The organism is Streptomyces achromogenes (assembly GCF_030816715.1).
Lineage (GTDB): Bacteria > Actinomycetota > Actinomycetes > Streptomycetales > Streptomycetaceae > Streptomyces > Streptomyces achromogenes_A.
Window position 1 is genome coordinate 6,807,772 of record NZ_JAUSYH010000001.1, and the last position, 16,163, is coordinate 6,823,934.

A 16,163-nucleotide genomic window follows, 5' to 3' on the forward strand; every position below is an offset into this window, starting at 1 on the left:
CGGGCCGGCCGGCCGCGGGAGACGTCGTCACCGTGTCGGAACGCCGATCGGACGGTCGACCCGTCAATCGGTCACGGAGAACACGAAGGAGAACTCGACGGGCTCCGCGTTCAGGAAGTACCGCGGGAGCGGTCCGGGTCCGCAGGACTGGGAGCCGATGCCGTGCTGGCCGTGGTCGAGGTTGACCCAGACCGTGTCGCCGGGCGTGAGGTCGGTCAGGTGCCGCGCCGCGTCCAGCTGCTCGGTCGTCCAGCGTCGCGCGGAGAACCAGAACGCCGGGTCGCCGTCGATGCGCAGCCCGCCGAGCTCCGCCCAGCGGACGTCGGCCCTGGCGCCGTTCTCCTGCGGGCGCACGTACGGGGTCTGCAACTCCTCGATGCTCCCGTCCCACCACCCGAGCATGGACGCGGCCCTGGTGTCCGGGTACGCCTCGCCGGGGCCGCCGCCGAACCACTGCACGTGGTCCGCGGACGCCTGCGCCAGCCCGAAGCGGACGCCGATCCTGGGCAGCGGCAGCGTCCAGTCGCCCTCGGGGGCCACGGAGACGGTCAGTCGCAGCCGTGTCCCGTCGGACGTCCAGCGGTACACGGTGCGCAGGCCCGTCTCGCGGCCGGCCGGCGCCACCCGGGTCCGTACGGTCAGCGCGTCGTCCCCCGGCTCGACGCCGTCCAGGCGGTGCCGCATGCGGTGCAGGCCGTACGTACGCCACAGCGGGCCGTAGCGCGTGTCGTCCTGCCAAGACGCGCCGTCGTCGTTGTCGGTCGTCGCCCGCCACACGTCCAGGCGCAGCCGCGTCACGTCGACGCCGCCGATGCGCTTCAGCGCGCCGCTGCGGGCGTCGAAGACGCCGGGACCGAGCGTGAGCGACGGGCCGTCGGGGACGGGGCGCCGCGAGGCGGCGACGGTCACGGGCGCCCGCGGGACGACCGTCTCCTGGCCCCACGCCACCGGGTGCCCTGCGGGCGCCCACGACGTGTCCTCGGCGAGCAGCGCGCGGACCGTCCACTGGACCTCGTCGCCCTCGCCGTCGGGGCCCGCCGGCAGTTTCACCTCGGCCGACCCGCCCGGTGCGAGGGGCCCGACCGCGAGCGCCCGTGCACCGGTGGGAACACCGTCCACCTGGTGGAAGAACTCGAACCTCAGGTGGGAGAGGTCCGAGAAGTCGTACCCGTTGGTGATCCGCACGGTCCCGCCCGTGCCGTCGCCCTCGATGCGGACCGGCTCGATCACCTTCTTGAACTCGACCAGGCCGGGGGAGGGGGTGCGGTCCGGGAAGAGCAGGCCGTCGCAGACGAAGTTGCCGTCGTGCAGTTCCTCGCCGAAGTCGCCGCCGTAGGCGTAACCCAGTTCCGGGTGCCGGATGCCGTGGTCGATCCACTCCCAGACGAACGCGCCCTGGAGCCGGTCGTGCGCCTCGAAGATCCGCTGGTAGTCGGCGAGCCCGCCGGGGCCGTTGCCCATGGCGTGGGCGTACTCGCACAGGATGAAGGGCAGTTCGCGCCGCCTGTGGGTGCCGCCGTCCAGCCCCTGTCCGATCCGTTCGACCTCCTCGTGGGAGGCGTACATGCGCGAATAGACGTCCGTGTCACGGCAGCTGACGTCGCCCTCGTAGTGCACGAGGCGCGAGGCGTCACGGCCGCGGATCCACTCGGCCATCGCGGTCAGTCCGCGCCCGGTGCCGGCCTCGTTGCCGAGGGACCAGATGACGACCGACGGGTGGTTCTTGTCCCGTTCGACCATGCGGGCGGCGCGGTCGAGCAGCGCGGGGGTCCAGCGTTCGTCGTCGACGGGGTTGTCCCGCCAGTCCTGCTCGACGAACCCGTGGGTCTCCAGGTCGCATTCGTCGATGACCCACAGCCCGTACTCGTCGCACAGGTCGAGGAAGGCGGGGTGCGGCGGGTAGTGCGAGGTGCGGACGGCGTTGACGTTGTGCCGCTTCATCAGCAGCACATCGGCGCGCATCGTCTCCAGGTCGAGGGCGCGGCCCGTCTCCGGGTGCCACTCGTGCCGGTTGACGCCCTTGAAGAGGACCGGCCGGCCGTTGACCTTGATCAGACCGTCCGCCAGTTCGACGGTACGGAAACCGATGCGCAACGGAACCCGCTCGCCCTCGGTCACCAGCTCGCCGTCGTACAGCGTGGGCGTCTCCGCCGTCCACGGCCGGACCGGCGTCGTCACGGTCTCGCCGGTCGCGGCGTCGATGCCCAGGGCGGGGACGGTGACCCGCCCGTCGACGTCGGAGTCGACGCGCAGGGCGCCCTCGCCCGTGACGTGGTCGTAGGAGGCGTGCACGAAGAAGTCGAGCACACCGCCGGCCGGCCGGTGCAGCAGGGTGACGTCACGGAAGATGCCCGGCAGCCACCACTGGTCCTGGTCCTCCAGGTACGAACCCGCCGACCACTGGTGGACGCGTACCGCGAGGACGTTGCCGCGCGGCTTGAGCAGATGCCCCACCGCGAACTCGTGCGGCAGCCGGGAGCCCTTGAACTCGCCGAGGTCCGTGCCGTTCAGCCAGAGGCGGGCGCAGGACTCCACGCCGTCGAAACGGAGGACGAAGCCGCCTTCGGAAAGGTCCGGCCATCCCTCGGGCAGGTCGAAGACCCGTCGATGGTCGCCGGTCGGGTTCTCGGTGGGCACGCGGGGCGGGTCCACCGGGAACGGATAGAGGTGGTTGGTGTAGACGGGTGAGCCGAAGACGCCGTCCCCCTGCAGGACCCAGTGGCCTGGGACCGTGACCTCGGCCCAGTCCCTGGCGTCGTAACCCTCCGCGGCGAACGCGTCGTCCTCGGCGTCGGCCGTGGCCGACACCCGAAGTCTCCAACGCCCGTTCAGCGAAAGGGACTTCGCATCGGACGACGCGTACCAGGCGCGGGGCGGAAGAGCCCCGCTGCCCGGGGAGACGCTCTCGACGTAGTCGACGGCAGGGGTGCGCAAGGACATGGGTCTCCTAGGTCAGCCCTTGATGCCGGTCTGTGCGATCCCCTGGACCAGCCAGCGCTGGAGGAAGAGGAACACGAACACCAGGGGCAGGATGGAAAAGGCGGTGGCCATGAAGATCAGGTGGAAGACGACCGTCTGGTTGGTCATGTAGTTGGAGAGCGCGACCTGGACCGTCCACGAACCCGGGTCCTGGCCGATGACCAGCGGCCACAGGAAGGAGTTCCAGCCGTTGATGAAGGTGATGGTCGCCATCGCCGCGAAGAAGTTGAGCGAGTTGGGCACCACGATGCGCCAGTACGCACCCCAGTAGCCCAGCCCGTCCACGCGCGCCGCCTCCTCCAGCTCCTTGGGGAACCCCAGGAAGTACTGCCGGAACAGGAAGCAGGTGAAACCACTGAACAGGCCCGGGACGATGAGACCCCGGTAGGTGTCCACCCAGCCGAGCGACGACACCAGAACGAAGCTCGGGACGAAGGTGACCGCCGTCGGGACCATCAGGGTGCCCAGGACGGCGTAGAAGACCTTGTTGGCGTGCCGGTACGGGATGCGGGCGAGTCCGTAGCCGGCGAGCGAGCACACCAGCAGGACGCCGGCGGTGTGCAGGGTGGCCACCACCGCCGAGTTCCACAGGGACTGGCCGAAGGGCACCGTCCCGTCGGTGAACAGTTCCTTGACGTTGCCCCACTGGATGTCCGTGGGGAAGAACTTCCAGTTCTCTCCGGTGATCTCGGCGTCGGTGGACAGGGCGTTGCGGACGAGCAGGTAGAAGGGGACCAGGAAGAAGAAGCCGGCGATCCCGGTGGCGATGTAGAGGCCGGTGGAGCTCATCACGCCGCCGCGCCCGCCTCGGCGGGGCTTCGGTGACGGCGGTGCGGACTTGCCTACCTCAGGCGTCGTGGTGGTCACTTGGACTCGTCCCCCCTTCCGAAGCCCATGAACTTGCCCTGGAGCAGGGTCACGGCGCAGATCAACACGGTCAGGATGACCGCACCGGCGCTGCCGGAGCCGTAGTCCTGGCTCTCGCCGAGAGCCTTGTAGTACAGCTCGACGAGCGGCGGGCGGCCCCACGTGGTCTTCGACAGCAGGTTGAAGAACTCGTCGAACGCCTGGTAGGCGGCGATGAGCAGCAGCAGGATCACCGCGGTGGAGGTGGCGCGCAGTTGCGGCAGGGTGATGTGGCGGAAGGTCTGCCAGCCCGGCTTGGCGCCGTCGATCGCGGCGGCCTCGTACAGCTCGCCCGGGATGTTCTGCAGCGCGGCCAGGAACAGGATCATGTAGAAGCCGGACTGCAGCCACAGGCGTGCCGTGACGATGACGAGCCAGTACCAGGGCGGGTTGGGGTCCGCCAGCCAGGCGATGTTCTCGACCCCGAACCAGCCGATCACCGTGTTCATGAGGCCGAAGCGGACCCCGCTGAAGATCGACATCTTCCAGATCAGCGCGGCGGCGACATAACTGCAGGCCGTCGGCAGGAAGAAGACCGAACGGAAGAACGCCCGCATGAAGCGGAGCCGGTTCACCAGCAGGGCCAGGCCCAGCGACAGCGCCCAGGTGGTGGGCACGATGAACGCGGCGAAGACGGTGAAGGTGACGAGGGAGCCGACGAAGTCGTCGTTCGTCAGCATGTACGTGTAGTTCTCGAACCCGACGAACTTGTCGGGCGTGACCGTGAAGCGGGCCTCGAAGAAGCTGAGCCAGAGGCTCCACAGGATCGGCGCGTAGACGAAGATCGCCAGGCCGATGAGGAACGGCCCGGTGAAGAGCCAGAAGTTGAAGGTGGGGCTGCCCCGCAGACCCCGCCGCGGCTTGGCCGGTGAGGCCTTCGCCGGGGCGGGGCGCGCGAGGTCGCGCGTCTTGGTCGTCGACATCTCGAGGTCCGTCCCGCGGCCTATCCGAACAGCTTCTTGAGCTCGCGGTTGACGGCCGTGTCCGCCTTGTCCAGCGCCGCCTCCGGGTCCATGTCCTTGCGGACGGAGTTGGCGAAGACGTCCTCGAGGGAGGAGATCATGGCCTGGGTCCAGCCGATGTTGTCGAAGTGCCCGAACTCGTTGAAGAGCCGGACGCCCTCAGCGGCGTTGCCCGACTTGAGCTTGGTGGCGGACTGCGCGATCGAGGTGCGCGGCGGGATGTGGAAGCCGTAGGAGGTGGCCCAGTCCTCCTGGTACTCCTTCTGGTCGATCCACAGCCACTTGACGTACTCCTTGGCGGCGTCGACGTTCTTGCCCTTGGCGTTGACGAACATCGACCAGCCGCCGTTGTAGACCGACTGCTTGCCGGAGTCGACGGTCTTCGGGAAGGGGAAGACGCCCCAGTCGTCGCCGAGCGCCTTCTGGATTCCCGGCATCGCCCACATGCCGCAGAACTGGATGGCGCACAGGCCCTGGTTGAGCGAGGAGGGGTCCCAGGACTCGGTCGGAGCGCCGAGGAGAAGGTTGCCGCTGGTGAACAGCTTGCGCATCTTCTTGATGCCCTCGATGACGCCCGGGGTGTGGTAGGCGATCTGGTTCTTCGCGTCGAGGGTGTCGGCGCCGGCCGACCAGATCATCGGGTTGATGACGTTGTGCAGGTCGTTGCCCATGTACAGGCCCTTGACCTTGCCCGTGGTGAGCTTGGCGGCGGCCTCCATCAGCTCGTCGAGCGTGGTCGGCACCTCGACCTTGGCCTTCTCCAGCATCGACTTGCGGTAGAAGAAGAACTGCGGGTCGTCGATCATCCGGACGCCGTATATCTTCCCGTCGACCGTGTGGGACTTGATGTCGGCCGGGTTGAAGTCGCTCTTGACCGGATCGATGATGTCGGTCAGGTCCGCCACCTGACCGCTCTTGATCATCTGGATCTGCGGGTGGAACTCGAAGAGGTCGGGCGCGTTCTTGGTGAGCAGGGTGGCGAACAGCTTGCTCTCGAAGTCGGCGCTGGTGATCCACTGCGTGGTCACGTTGGCCTTGTCGTAGGCCTTCGCGTACTTCTTGATGGCCTGCTCGGTGCCCGCCTCGCCGTACGCGTGGAAGAACTGCGTCAGATCGACGCCCGAACCGGCTCCGCCGCTGCGGCCGTTGTTGCCGCCGCAGGCCGCGAGGCTGCCGGCTGCGGCCATTCCCGCCGCGGCCCGGAAGAGGGACCTGCGGGACCAGTTGCTGTTGCTCAGTGCCGACATGTGACGTCCTTGTCTCGGAGTACGGCGAAGGCTCTTCGCGCGGCGCAGGTGGCTCAATTCCTGTCGCGGAGCCGGACGTTAACCTTCGGCTAAGGCTTCGGCAAGGGGTTGGACGAAGTCTGTTCGAAGCGTTGTGATCGGTTCGGGATCGCGAACGGCGGCAGCGCGGGGCGTGGACGGAAAGCGCTTGCGCAAGTGCTTCGAAAGCGCTTGCTCAACGGGCGTCGTGAGGGTCGGGAAGGAAGGTGAGGGCCGCCGGTGTCAGGGCCGGCGGCCCTCGGTCTCAGGGGATGACCGGGCGGCGCCCGTCGCGCCGTCCGAACGGCGTCGGCGACGCCGCCGAGGGGGCGCGGGACCGCCTGCGCACCCGTCGGCCGTCGGCCGGCGCGTGCTCGCCGACCGGACTGCTTCGGCGGACGCGGGAGCCCGCCGTGCCGGAACCTCGGCACGCCGGCGTATGTCTCGCCGGCGACGCCCCGGCCCGGGCGCCGGCGAGGGCGTCGGCCCAGGCGACGGCCCGGCTGTCGGTTCGGTGGCCGCGTGGATCCGGGGGAGCGGTGATGCCGGTGCTTGCGCTGTCTGTCGTCAGGGCTGGCTCCCTTCCTCGTCGTGCGGGCCGTGCGGGCCGTGCGGGCCGTGGGGGTGCGTCGGGCGGGTTGTGTCGGCTCGGCGGGCGGTGCGGTGCGCCGGGTCAGGGGCCGGTGCGATGCGGCTCCTCACGCGGGCTGGCGCGGTGCGCCTGACGCCCCGCTGACCGACCGACTGCAGCGCCCCTTCGAGCGCGAACGTCGCGGCGCCCAGACAGGCAGGGTCGGTGGGGATGGGGGAGAGGACGATCCTGCTGGCGGCCAGGGGGCGCTGCAGCGCATGCCGGGCCACGGCCTCGCGCACCTCCTCCAGGAGGGGCTCGCCGAGCCGGGCGGCCACCCAGCTGCTCAGTACGACCACCTCGGGATTGACGAGGTTGACCAGGTTGGCGATGCCGGCGCCGAGGTAACGGGCTGTTTCCCGGACCGCCCCGACGGCGTCGGGGTCCTGCGCGGCGATCCCGGCGGCCAGGGCGTCGATGGTGGCGGTCTGGTCGTCGGGGTGCAGCAGCGGGCTGTGCGGGCTGAGTTCACGCAGGTTCTGCATGATGCCGGGTGCGCCGACATACGTCTCGACGCAGCCGTGGTTGCCGCAGCGGCACGGCCGGCCGTCGAGCACGAGTGTCGTGTGCCCCCACTCGCCGGCGCTGTTGCTGACCCCGCGGTGCAGCCCGCCGCCCAGCACCAGTCCGGCGCCCACGCCGGTCCCCAGGTTGACCACCACGGCGTTCGCGTGCCCGCGCGCCGCCCCGAACCACAGCTCGGCGACCGCGCCCGCGCGCAGCGGGTTGTCCAGGTACAGCGGATACGCGATGTGCTCGGAGAGCAGGTCGAGCAACGGCACGTCGTGCCAGTCCCAGTTGGGCGCGTACGCGGAGACGCCGGTGGCCCGGTCCACCTGTCCCGGCACGCTCACCCCGACGCCGAGCACCCGGGCGGCCTCGACCCCGGCCTGGGCGACCACCGAACCCGCGGCGGCGGCGACGTGGCCGACCACCTGCTCGGGGCGGCTCTCGCCGGGCCGCATGTTCTCCGCGGCGCGGGCGAGCACGTTCAGCGCCAGATCGAACAGCTCGACATGGACGTAGGTCTCCGCGATGTCCACGCCGATCAACGCGCCCCCCGACGCGTTGACGGCCACGAGTCCCCGGGGGCGGCCGCCCGCCGAATCCTCGAACCCGACCTCCGTGATCATGTGGAGATCGAGCAGCTCGCCGACGAGCGTGGCGACGGTGGCGAGCGACAGGCCGGTGGCGGCCGCGAGCTCCTGCCGGGAGGTGGGCGAGGCGGCGATGATCTGACGCAGCACTTCGTAGCGGTTCGCGGTGCGGATGTCACGTGACGTGCCGCGCTTCATGGAGCGTGCCCCCTCATCCCTTCCGTCCTTCCCGTCCCTTCCGGGCCGGGCGGGCCCGCCCGGCGACGGCACCGGCGCCGCGCCAGGCTATGGGGTGCCCCCGCGTTCGACAAGGGGTTAGGAAAGGGGCTTTATAAAGTCGCCCGGCAACGGCGTCACATCAGTTTCCCAGGACGTCCCGCACGAAGTCGTTGGCGAACTTCCCGGCCGGATCCAGCGCGCGGGCCAGAGCCGTGAAGTCGTCCATCCGGGGATAGCGCCCGCGCACCGTCGCGGCGGGCGTCTCGAACACCTTGCCCCAGTGGGGGCGCGGATCGAACGGCTCGAGCGCCGCCTCCACGGCGCGCACCGCGGGCAGCACGGACGCCGTGTCCTCGATCCAGGTGAAGTGGACGGCCACGGTGTCCCGTCCGTAGGAGGGGCTCAGCCACTGCTCGTCGGCGGCCACCGTCCGCACCTCGCAGATCTGCAGGACGGAGGAGACCGTCTGCCTGATCGCGTCGATCGCCCGCAAGGCCGCGACGGCGTGCCGGCGCGGCAGCAGGTACTCGCTCTGCAGCTCGTTCCCACTGCTCGGGGTGAACTCCGCCCTGAAGTGCGGCAGCCGCTCGTGCCAGGGACCCGGCACGCCGAGCTGCTCGGTGCAGTTGACGGCCGGCATCCCCGGTACCGGATGCAGTGCCCGCACGGCAGGGGCGGCCCACGGGAAGTCGGCGAGCGGTTCGTCCGTGCGCCGCTTCAGCCACACCTGCCGGAACCCGGGCGCGTCCCAGTCGGTGAACAGGCTCACGCTGTACGCCGCCCCGGCCACCGTCTCGAAGTCCAGCCCCTCCAGCGGGAGTTCGGTGAACAGATGCTGTTCCACCCGGAACGCGGGCTCCAGGTCCAGGACCAGCGCGGTCACCACTCCGAGGGCGCCCAGCGAGGTGACGGCCCCGCCGAACCGCTCGTCGCCGCGCTCGAGGACGACGGTGGAGCCGTCCGCGGTGACGACCTCCACCTCCCGTACCGACGAGGCGAGCGAGCCGTTGCCGACGCCCGAGCCGTGCGTGCCGGTCGCCACCGACCCGGCGACCGAGATGTGCGGAAGGGAGGCCATGTTCGCCAGCGCGAGCCCGTGCTCGTGGACGCGGCGCGCCAGCTCGGCGTACCGGACCCCGCCCCCGACCCGCACGGTCCGTGCCACCGTGTCCACCTCGACCCCGCCGGTCAGGGCGCCCAACGACAGCAGCACCCCTTCGCCGCCCGGCTCGGCGATCCGGTTGAACGAATGCCCGCTGCCCAGCACCCGCACCTGTCCGGCAGCCGCCACGAGCGACCTGAGCGCGTCGAGCGAGTGCGGACGGTGCACCTCCTTGGCGGCGAAGGTGATGTTGCCGGCCCAGTTCGTAACGGTTTCGGTCATACGACTTTCGCCCCTCCGAGGAGATCGAGAACCCGGGATTCCGCAGGTGGAACCTACCCTGCCCGCAACACGAGGCCCCCCGCCCCCACCTCCGCTCCGGCCGGGGCATACCGTGAGGAGTCGTACGCCTGAGCCGGGAGGAGAGACGGATGGGCAGCCGTACCGCGCTGGTCGAGGATCTGATGGAGCGGTTTCCGCATGTTCCGCGGGAGGCCGTTTTCAAGGAGGACCTGCTGCGCGGAGGCGTGGCCTTCGACCCCTCGGCACTCAGCGACAACGAGTCGGGCGAGGTCAAGCCGAAGTCCTACTTCATCTTCTCCTTCGACCACAGCACCCTGCCCGAGCTGGGCGAGGCCGCGCTGCGTCGCCCGCCGGAGGAGATCATCCTCACCGGAGGCCCCTACGACCTGCGGCGCACGGTCGTCTCGGTCCGGGTGAACCCGTCCTCGCCGTACCGCGTCGCCGCGGACGACGAGGGGCTGCTCGGGCTCTACCTCGACGGCGGCCGCATCGCCGACGTGGGGGTGCCGCCGATGCCGGAGTACTACCGGCACAAGCTCTCCAACGGGAAGTCCGTCATGGAGGTCGCGCCCACCATCCAGTGGGGCTACCTCATCTATCTGACCGTTTTCCGGGTGTGTCAGTACTTCGGCGCCAAGGAGGAGTGCCAGTACTGCGACATCAACCACAACTGGCGCCAGCACAAGGCGGCCGGCCGGCCCTACACGGGCGTCAAGGACGTCGACGAGGTCCTCGAGGCGCTGGAGATCATCGACCGCTACGACACCCAGAAGGCCTCCACCGCCTACACGCTCACCGGCGGCGCCATCACCAAGACCGTCGGCGGGCGCGACGAGGCCGACTTCTACGGCCGCTACGCCAAGGCCATCGAGGAGCGCTTCCCGGGCCGCTGGATCGGCAAGGTCGTCGCCCAGGCGCTGCCCCGCGACGACGTACAGCGCTTCAAGGACTACGGGGTGCGGATCTACCACCCCAACTACGAGGTGTGGGACCGGCGTCTGTTCGAGCTGTACTGCCCGGGCAAGGAGCGCTACGTCGGCCGCGACGAGTGGCACAGGCGGATCCTCGACTCGGCGGACGTCTTCGGCGCGCGCAACGTCATCCCCAACTTCGTCGCGGGGGTCGAGATGGCCGAGCCGTTCGGCTTCACGACCGTCGACGAGGCCATCGCCTCCACGACGGAGGGGCTGCGCTTCTTCATGTCGCACGGCATCACGCCCCGCTTCACCACCTGGTGCCCGGAACCCACCACCCCGCTCGGCAAGGCCAACCCGCAGGGCGCGCCGCTGGAGTACCACATCCGGTTGCTGCAGGCCTACCGCGCCGCCATGGACGAGTTCGGGCTCTCCTCGCCGCCCGGCTACGGCCCGCCGGGGCCCGGCCGCGCGGTGTTCTCCGTGAGTTCCTTCATGGACAGTCTTCCGGTGCAGGACGCGGCGACCGTATAGTCCCCGCAGCCGACGGAAAGAACACGCATCGGCGTTGAACGCGGGGCGGCCCGCGCCCGTACCACTGACCGGAGTAACGGGCGCGGCCGCCTTTTTCCTCCCTGTCCTGCTGTCTGTACATGACATCTGAACAGGGCGCTTGTCAGTTGTGTCGGTAACGTGAAAAGCTCTGCCCCTGCCGCGAGGTTCCCCCCAACTCCATTGCCGTCATGGTGAGTTGACCTTGCTTGTGGATGCAGGAGACCCATGCCCGATCTGCCGACCCCGAAGGACGCCGCTGAGGCCGCGCTGTTCTCCGAGTGCTGGGACGCCGTCCTGTCGTATGCGGATCTGTGCACGTCCGGTTCGACCGCGGCGAACCAACTGGCCCGTGAGGCGTTCGCACTCGGCATACGCGAGGCCCGCGCCGCCGAGTCCGGCACCGCGCGAGGCGCCGGCCGGCGCCCGTCCCGGCTGCCCAGGATCCCTCTGCTGCTGACCGCCGTGCGCGCCACGGCGGCCGCCTGGGAGGCCCAGGGACAGGGTCACAAACTCGACCCCGACCTGCGCCTGTGGCTCAACTCCGACAAGGCCGCACGGTACGTCGGGCCGCCGCTGAGCCGTCCCATCGCCCTGCGGGGCCTGCGCGACATGCAGGAACCGGACGCCGCGCTGCTGTGGCTGGCGGAGGTCGAGGCGCTGCCGCTGCAGGCCGTCGTCCGCCGCCAGGGCCTGGACCAGTCCGCCGCGGTGGAGGAGCTGAACGAGGTCCGCGGTCTGTTTCGGGACCGCTGTCACCGCAACCATCTGGACACCCCGATGGACGCGGAGTGCCGCAGCTACGTCCGGCTCCTGGACGCCGTCACGCGCTCACCCGCCGCCGACACGCCCCCCGACCTCTCCCGGCACCTCGCCACCTGCGTGGAGTGCGCGGAGGCCGCGGCCTGTCTGCGGCTGCACGGCGGGGGACTGCCCGCCGCCCTCGCCCAGGGCGTGATCGGCTGGGGCGGTCTCGCCTACCTGGAACGCCGTCGCCGCGCGGCCGAAGTGCGCCTCGGCGGCGGCGGCCTCGCCGCGCCGGACCCCGAGGGCGCGGCCGCGCGGGCCGCAGCGAACAAGGCGCGGGTGCGGCGCAACGGACTTCTCGTCACCGCCGTCCTCGTCTCCGGACTGGCGCTCGCCGTGTCGATGATGCCCGGCGACAGCGGCGGCGACAGCCTCGCCAAGGCCGGCCCCACGGACAGCAGTCCGGTGGCCGGTCCCGGTGCGGGCGTGCCCTCCTCCGCGCCCGCCAGCTCCGCCGCGCCGTCCCCGTCCGCCCCGAAGCGCTCGGCCGACGGCTCGCCGACGAAGGGGAAGGGCGACGACGCCAAGCCCGACCCCGAGCCGCAGGGCACCTCCTCGGCCACCGCCGGAGCCGGGGACGGCACGAAGGACGCGGCCTGCGAGGTCCAGTACGACCTGGTCAACCAGTGGCCGGAAGGCTTCCAGGCCACCGTCACCGTCACCACCGCCCATGCTCTCGACGCCTGGCAGGTGGCCTGGTCCTTCCGCGACGGTCAGCGGGTCGACCAGATGTGGGACGCGAGCCTCGCCCAGGACGGCTCCCGGGTCAGCGCCACCGCGGCCGACTACAACCGGACCGTCGCGGCGAACGGCACCCTCACCTTCGGGTTCCTCGCCTCGTGGCAGGGCAAGAACACCGCGCCGTACGCGTTCACCCTCAACGGGCAGACGTGCACGGGGAAGTGACCGGAAGGGGCCGGGGCGCAGGCGCCGGCCGCGTGCGTCCGTGGCGCCCCAACCGGAGGGTGGCACGGCCGAACTCCGCGTCCGGCGCGCGCCGGTGAGACGGTAGCCAGGTGATCGAAGGGGTTGCCGGGGTCACCTGGGGGGCAACCGAGGGAACGACACTCGTGAAGGGCCGCGGGAAAACCGGTGGCGCCCGGCTGAGGGCATCCTTATCCTGAGTGAGTCCTGCGCGGGGCCGACGGCCGCCGCTGCCCGTCGGACGCGAAACGGAGGTGTGACCCATGACTGTCGCCTTGAAGGACGCTGCACGCAGCGACCAGACGATCGTTCACACCACCTCCGCGGTCTCCGGCTGACCTTCTTCCTCTCCACTTCGCGCGGCTAAGCGTTTTCGCACCGCCGAACACTGCCGGGATCGCCCTGTGAAGGGTTTTCCTTGTCTTTCTCGACTCCTTCGGCTTCCTCCGCAACGGCCTCCGGCTCTGCGGTGTCCCGTACTTTGGTTTCCGCACCTCCGGTTTCCGCGCGCCCTGACGCTGTTTCCGCGGTGACCGGTTCTTCGGATTCCGTTTCCGTCCCGGCGGCTTCCGTGCCGTCAGCGGTTTCACCGCATCCGCTCACCCCGTACGGCTGGGACGAGGACTGGGCGGCCGCGTTCGCCCCTCACGCCGCACAAGGGCTCCTGCCGGGTCGTGTCGTACGGGTCGACCGCGGTCTGTGCGATGTCGTCACCGAGGCCGGCGTCGTCCGCGCCGACACCGAGTTCGTCGTCCCTCACGACCCGATGAAGGTCGTCTGCACGGGGGACTGGGCCGCCGTGGATCCCGCTGGCAGGGATCCACGGTACGTACGGACGCTCCTCCCGCGCCGTACCGCCTTCGTGCGCTCCACCTCCTCCAAACGGTCCGAGGGGCAGATCCTCGCCGCCAACGTCGACCACGCCGTCGTCGCGATGTCGCTGGCCGTCGAGCTCGACCTCGGCCGGATCGAACGGTTCCTCGCGCTGGCGTGGGAGTCCGGCGCCCAGCCCGTCGTCGTGCTCACCAAGTCCGACCTGGTGCCCGACCCGGTCGCGCTGTCCCACCTCGTCGAGGACGTCGTGGCCGGTGCTCCCGGAGTGCCCGTGCTCACCGTCTGCGCCCGCGACGGCGAGGGCGTCGAGGAACTCGCCGACGTTCTGGGGCGCGGCACCTCCGTGCTGCTCGGGGCGTCCGGCGCGGGCAAGTCGACGCTCGCGAACGCCCTGGTGGGCGCCGACGTGATGGGCGTCCAGGCCATCCGCGACCAGGACGGCAAGGGACGCCACACCACCACGACCCGCAACCTGCTGCCGCTGCCCGGCGGGGGCGTCCTCATCGACACACCCGGTCTGCGCGGCGTCGGCCTCTTCGACGCCGGCGCCGGGGTCGGACGGGTCTTCGCGGAGATCGAGGAGTTCGCGCGGGGCTGCCGGTTCCACGACTGCGCGCACGAGTCCGAGCCGGGGTGCGCGGTGCGAGCGGCCGTCGACGAGGGGGAGCTGTCCCAGCGGCGGCTGGACAGTTACCGCAAACTCGTCCGGGAGAACCAGTGGATCGTCGCCAAGTCCGACGCCCGCCTGCGCGCAGACGTCCGCCAGGACTGGAAGCGCAGGCAGGCCGACGGCCGGGCGGCCGGGGAGGCCAAGCGCGGCCGCGGCCCGTGGCGGCCGGCTCCCCCGCGGTGACGTCGGACGGCAGGCCGCCGACTGTTTCCGTTTCCCTGCTTCCGTCCGCCGGCGTCACGTCCGATTTCCGCTAGCAGCGTCGTCGGCACGGGCGAAGACTGGGACCCATGACGGACCAGGAAAAGCGTTACGAGGCGGTGCGCAGCAGGGACGCCCGGTTCGACGGCGAGTTCTTCTTCGCCGTCGAGACCACCGGCATCTACTGCCGCCCCAGCTGCCCCGCCGTGACGCCGAAACGCCGTAACGTGCGTTTCTTCGCGACGGCCGCCGCCGCGCAGGGCTCCGGTTTCCGGGCCTGCCGGCGGTGCCGGCCGGACGCCGTCCCGGGCTCGGCGGACTGGAACGCGCGTGCCGACGTCGTCGGCCGGGCCATGCGGCTGATCGGTGACGGGGTCGTCGACCGGGAAGGCGTCACCGGGCTCGCCGTACGGCTCGGCTACAGCGCACGTCAGATCCAGCGTCAGCTCACCGCCGAACTGGGCGCGGGACCGGTCGCCCTCGCCCGGGCGCAGCGCGCGCACACCGCGCGGGTCCTGCTGCAGACGACCGGCCTGCCGGTCACCGAGATCGCCTTCGCGGCCGGCTTCGCCAGTGTGCGTCAGTTCAACGACACCGTCCGGGCCGTGTACGCGTCCACTCCGACCGAACTGCGGCACGCGGGGCGCACGACCGGCCGCGCCACCCCGCCCGCCGCCACCCCGTCGGGCGGGATTCCGCTGCGGCTCGCCCACCGTGGCCCCTACCACTTCGCCGCCGTGTTCGACCTGCTGCACCGGCAGGCGGTGGCCGGAGTGGAGGAGGTGAGCGGGCCGGCCGGCCGTCGCACCTACCGCCGTACGCTGCGGCTGCCGTACGGCACCGGGATCGCCGCCGTCAGCGAGCGTGCGGGCGGCGGGAGGACGGGACGCCCGGCCCGGGCGCCGGCCGCGCACCCCGGAGGCTGGCTCGACGCCCGGCTGCACCTCACGGACCCCCGCGATCTCACCACCGCCGTCCAGCGGCTGCGGCGGCTGTTCGATCTGGACGCAGACCCCTACGCCGTCGACGAGCGGCTGGGCGCGGATCCACGGCTCGCCCCGCTGGTCACCGCGCGGCCCGGGCTGCGCGCCCCGGGGGCGGCCGACCCGGAGGAGTACGCGATGCGGGCGCTCGTCGGACGAGCGGAGGCCGAAAGACTCGTACGCGCTTACGGCAAGGTTCTCGACGCACCCCGCGGGTCCCTCACCCACCTCTTTCCCGAGCCCGCCGTCCTGGCGGAGGCCGAGCACGAGGGCCCTCTGGGACCGCTCGCGGCGGCTCTCGCCGACGGCGCCGTACGGCTTGACGCCGGTGCCGACCGGGACGACGCCGAGGAGGCGCTGCTGGCCCTGCCCGGCCTGGACGTCGGCACCGTCGCGGACATCCGTGCCCGTGCCCTCGGCGATCCCGACGTCGGCCCACCCGGCGTGGACACGCCCGACAGCTGGCGCCCCTGGCGCACGTACGCCGCGCACCACCTGCGTACCGCGGAGGAACGATGACCGGGCCGGCTGCCATGAGCGGGTCGACCGACCCCGCCTACCCGACCGACCCCACCGGCCTGAGCGAACCCATCCGACTGACCAACCCGACAGCACCGACGGATCCGAGCGAACCGGCCGTCCCGACCGAACTGACACACTCGAGGGAGCCGATGTACCCGGTGGAGCCGACCCATCCGATGAACTCGTCGCCATTGCTGCCTCCGACGCCCTCCGGACGCCCCGTGGAAACCGTAGAAACAGCAGAAACCACAGGAAGCACAGAAACCGTAGGAAACGTAGAAAATGCGGAAGG

Annotated in this window: 10 protein-coding genes; 4 read left to right on the top strand and 6 right to left on the bottom strand. The window is 70.9% G+C overall.

Going from position 1 to position 16,163, the window contains the following annotated elements; all coding sequences use genetic code 11:
- Positions 1-63: 63 nt before the first annotated feature.
- The 6 genes from QF032_RS30395 to QF032_RS30420 form a co-directional block, all read right to left on the bottom strand.
- The gene (locus QF032_RS30395; RefSeq protein WP_307046890.1) at positions 64-2,940 is read right to left on the bottom strand and encodes a glycoside hydrolase family 2 TIM barrel-domain containing protein; all 2,877 of its coding nucleotides are present in this window, start codon (positions 2,938-2,940) and stop codon (positions 64-66) included.
- A 12-nt stretch (positions 2,941-2,952) separates the two neighbouring features.
- The gene (locus tag QF032_RS30400; protein ID WP_306948434.1) at positions 2,953-3,846 is read right to left on the bottom strand and encodes a carbohydrate ABC transporter permease; all 894 of its coding nucleotides are present in this window, start codon (positions 3,844-3,846) and stop codon (positions 2,953-2,955) included.
- Positions 3,843-4,808 carry a carbohydrate ABC transporter permease gene (locus QF032_RS30405; protein ID WP_306948433.1) on the bottom strand — a complete coding sequence of 322 codons (966 nt, stop codon included), beginning with the start codon at positions 4,806-4,808 and terminating at the stop codon, positions 3,843-3,845. The genes QF032_RS30400 and QF032_RS30405 overlap by 4 nt, the downstream gene beginning before the upstream one ends.
- Positions 4,809-4,828: 20 nt before the next feature.
- Positions 4,829-6,094 carry an ABC transporter substrate-binding protein gene (locus QF032_RS30410; RefSeq protein ID WP_307046892.1) on the bottom strand — a complete coding sequence of 422 codons (1,266 nt, stop codon included), beginning with the start codon at positions 6,092-6,094 and terminating at the stop codon, positions 4,829-4,831.
- 585 nt (positions 6,095-6,679) lie between these two features.
- Positions 6,680-8,038: an ROK family transcriptional regulator gene (locus QF032_RS30415; RefSeq protein WP_307058263.1), complete on the bottom strand. Its 1,359-nt coding sequence runs from the start codon at positions 8,036-8,038 to the stop codon at positions 6,680-6,682.
- A gap of 160 nt (positions 8,039-8,198) precedes the next feature.
- Entirely contained in the window at positions 8,199-9,443 is a 1,245-nt protein-coding gene (locus QF032_RS30420) for an FAD-binding protein (protein ID WP_307058265.1), read from the bottom strand.
- Positions 9,444-9,592: 149 nt separating this feature from the next.
- Here QF032_RS30420 and QF032_RS30425 point away from each other — a divergent pair, with 149 nt between their 5' ends.
- The 4 genes from QF032_RS30425 (at position 9,593) to QF032_RS30440 (ending at position 15,868) form a co-directional block, all read left to right on the top strand.
- Positions 9,593-10,912, top strand: coding sequence for a radical SAM protein (locus tag QF032_RS30425; RefSeq protein ID WP_307058267.1), 1,320 nt, complete (start codon positions 9,593-9,595; stop codon positions 10,910-10,912).
- Positions 10,913-11,158: 246 nt separating this feature from the next.
- On the top strand, positions 11,159-12,643 hold the full coding sequence (locus QF032_RS30430) for a cellulose-binding domain-containing protein (RefSeq protein ID WP_307058269.1): 1,485 nt from the start codon (positions 11,159-11,161) through the stop codon (positions 12,641-12,643).
- Between the two features lie 589 nt (positions 12,644-13,232).
- Positions 13,233-14,348: a ribosome small subunit-dependent GTPase A gene (gene rsgA, locus QF032_RS30435; protein WP_307058271.1), complete on the top strand. Its 1,116-nt coding sequence runs from the start codon at positions 13,233-13,235 to the stop codon at positions 14,346-14,348.
- Between the two features lie 107 nt (positions 14,349-14,455).
- Complete coding sequence (locus QF032_RS30440; RefSeq protein WP_307046904.1) at positions 14,456-15,868, top strand: bifunctional transcriptional activator/DNA repair enzyme AdaA; 1,413 nt, start codon at positions 14,456-14,458, stop codon at positions 15,866-15,868.
- The last annotated feature ends 295 nt before the right edge of the window (positions 15,869-16,163 follow it).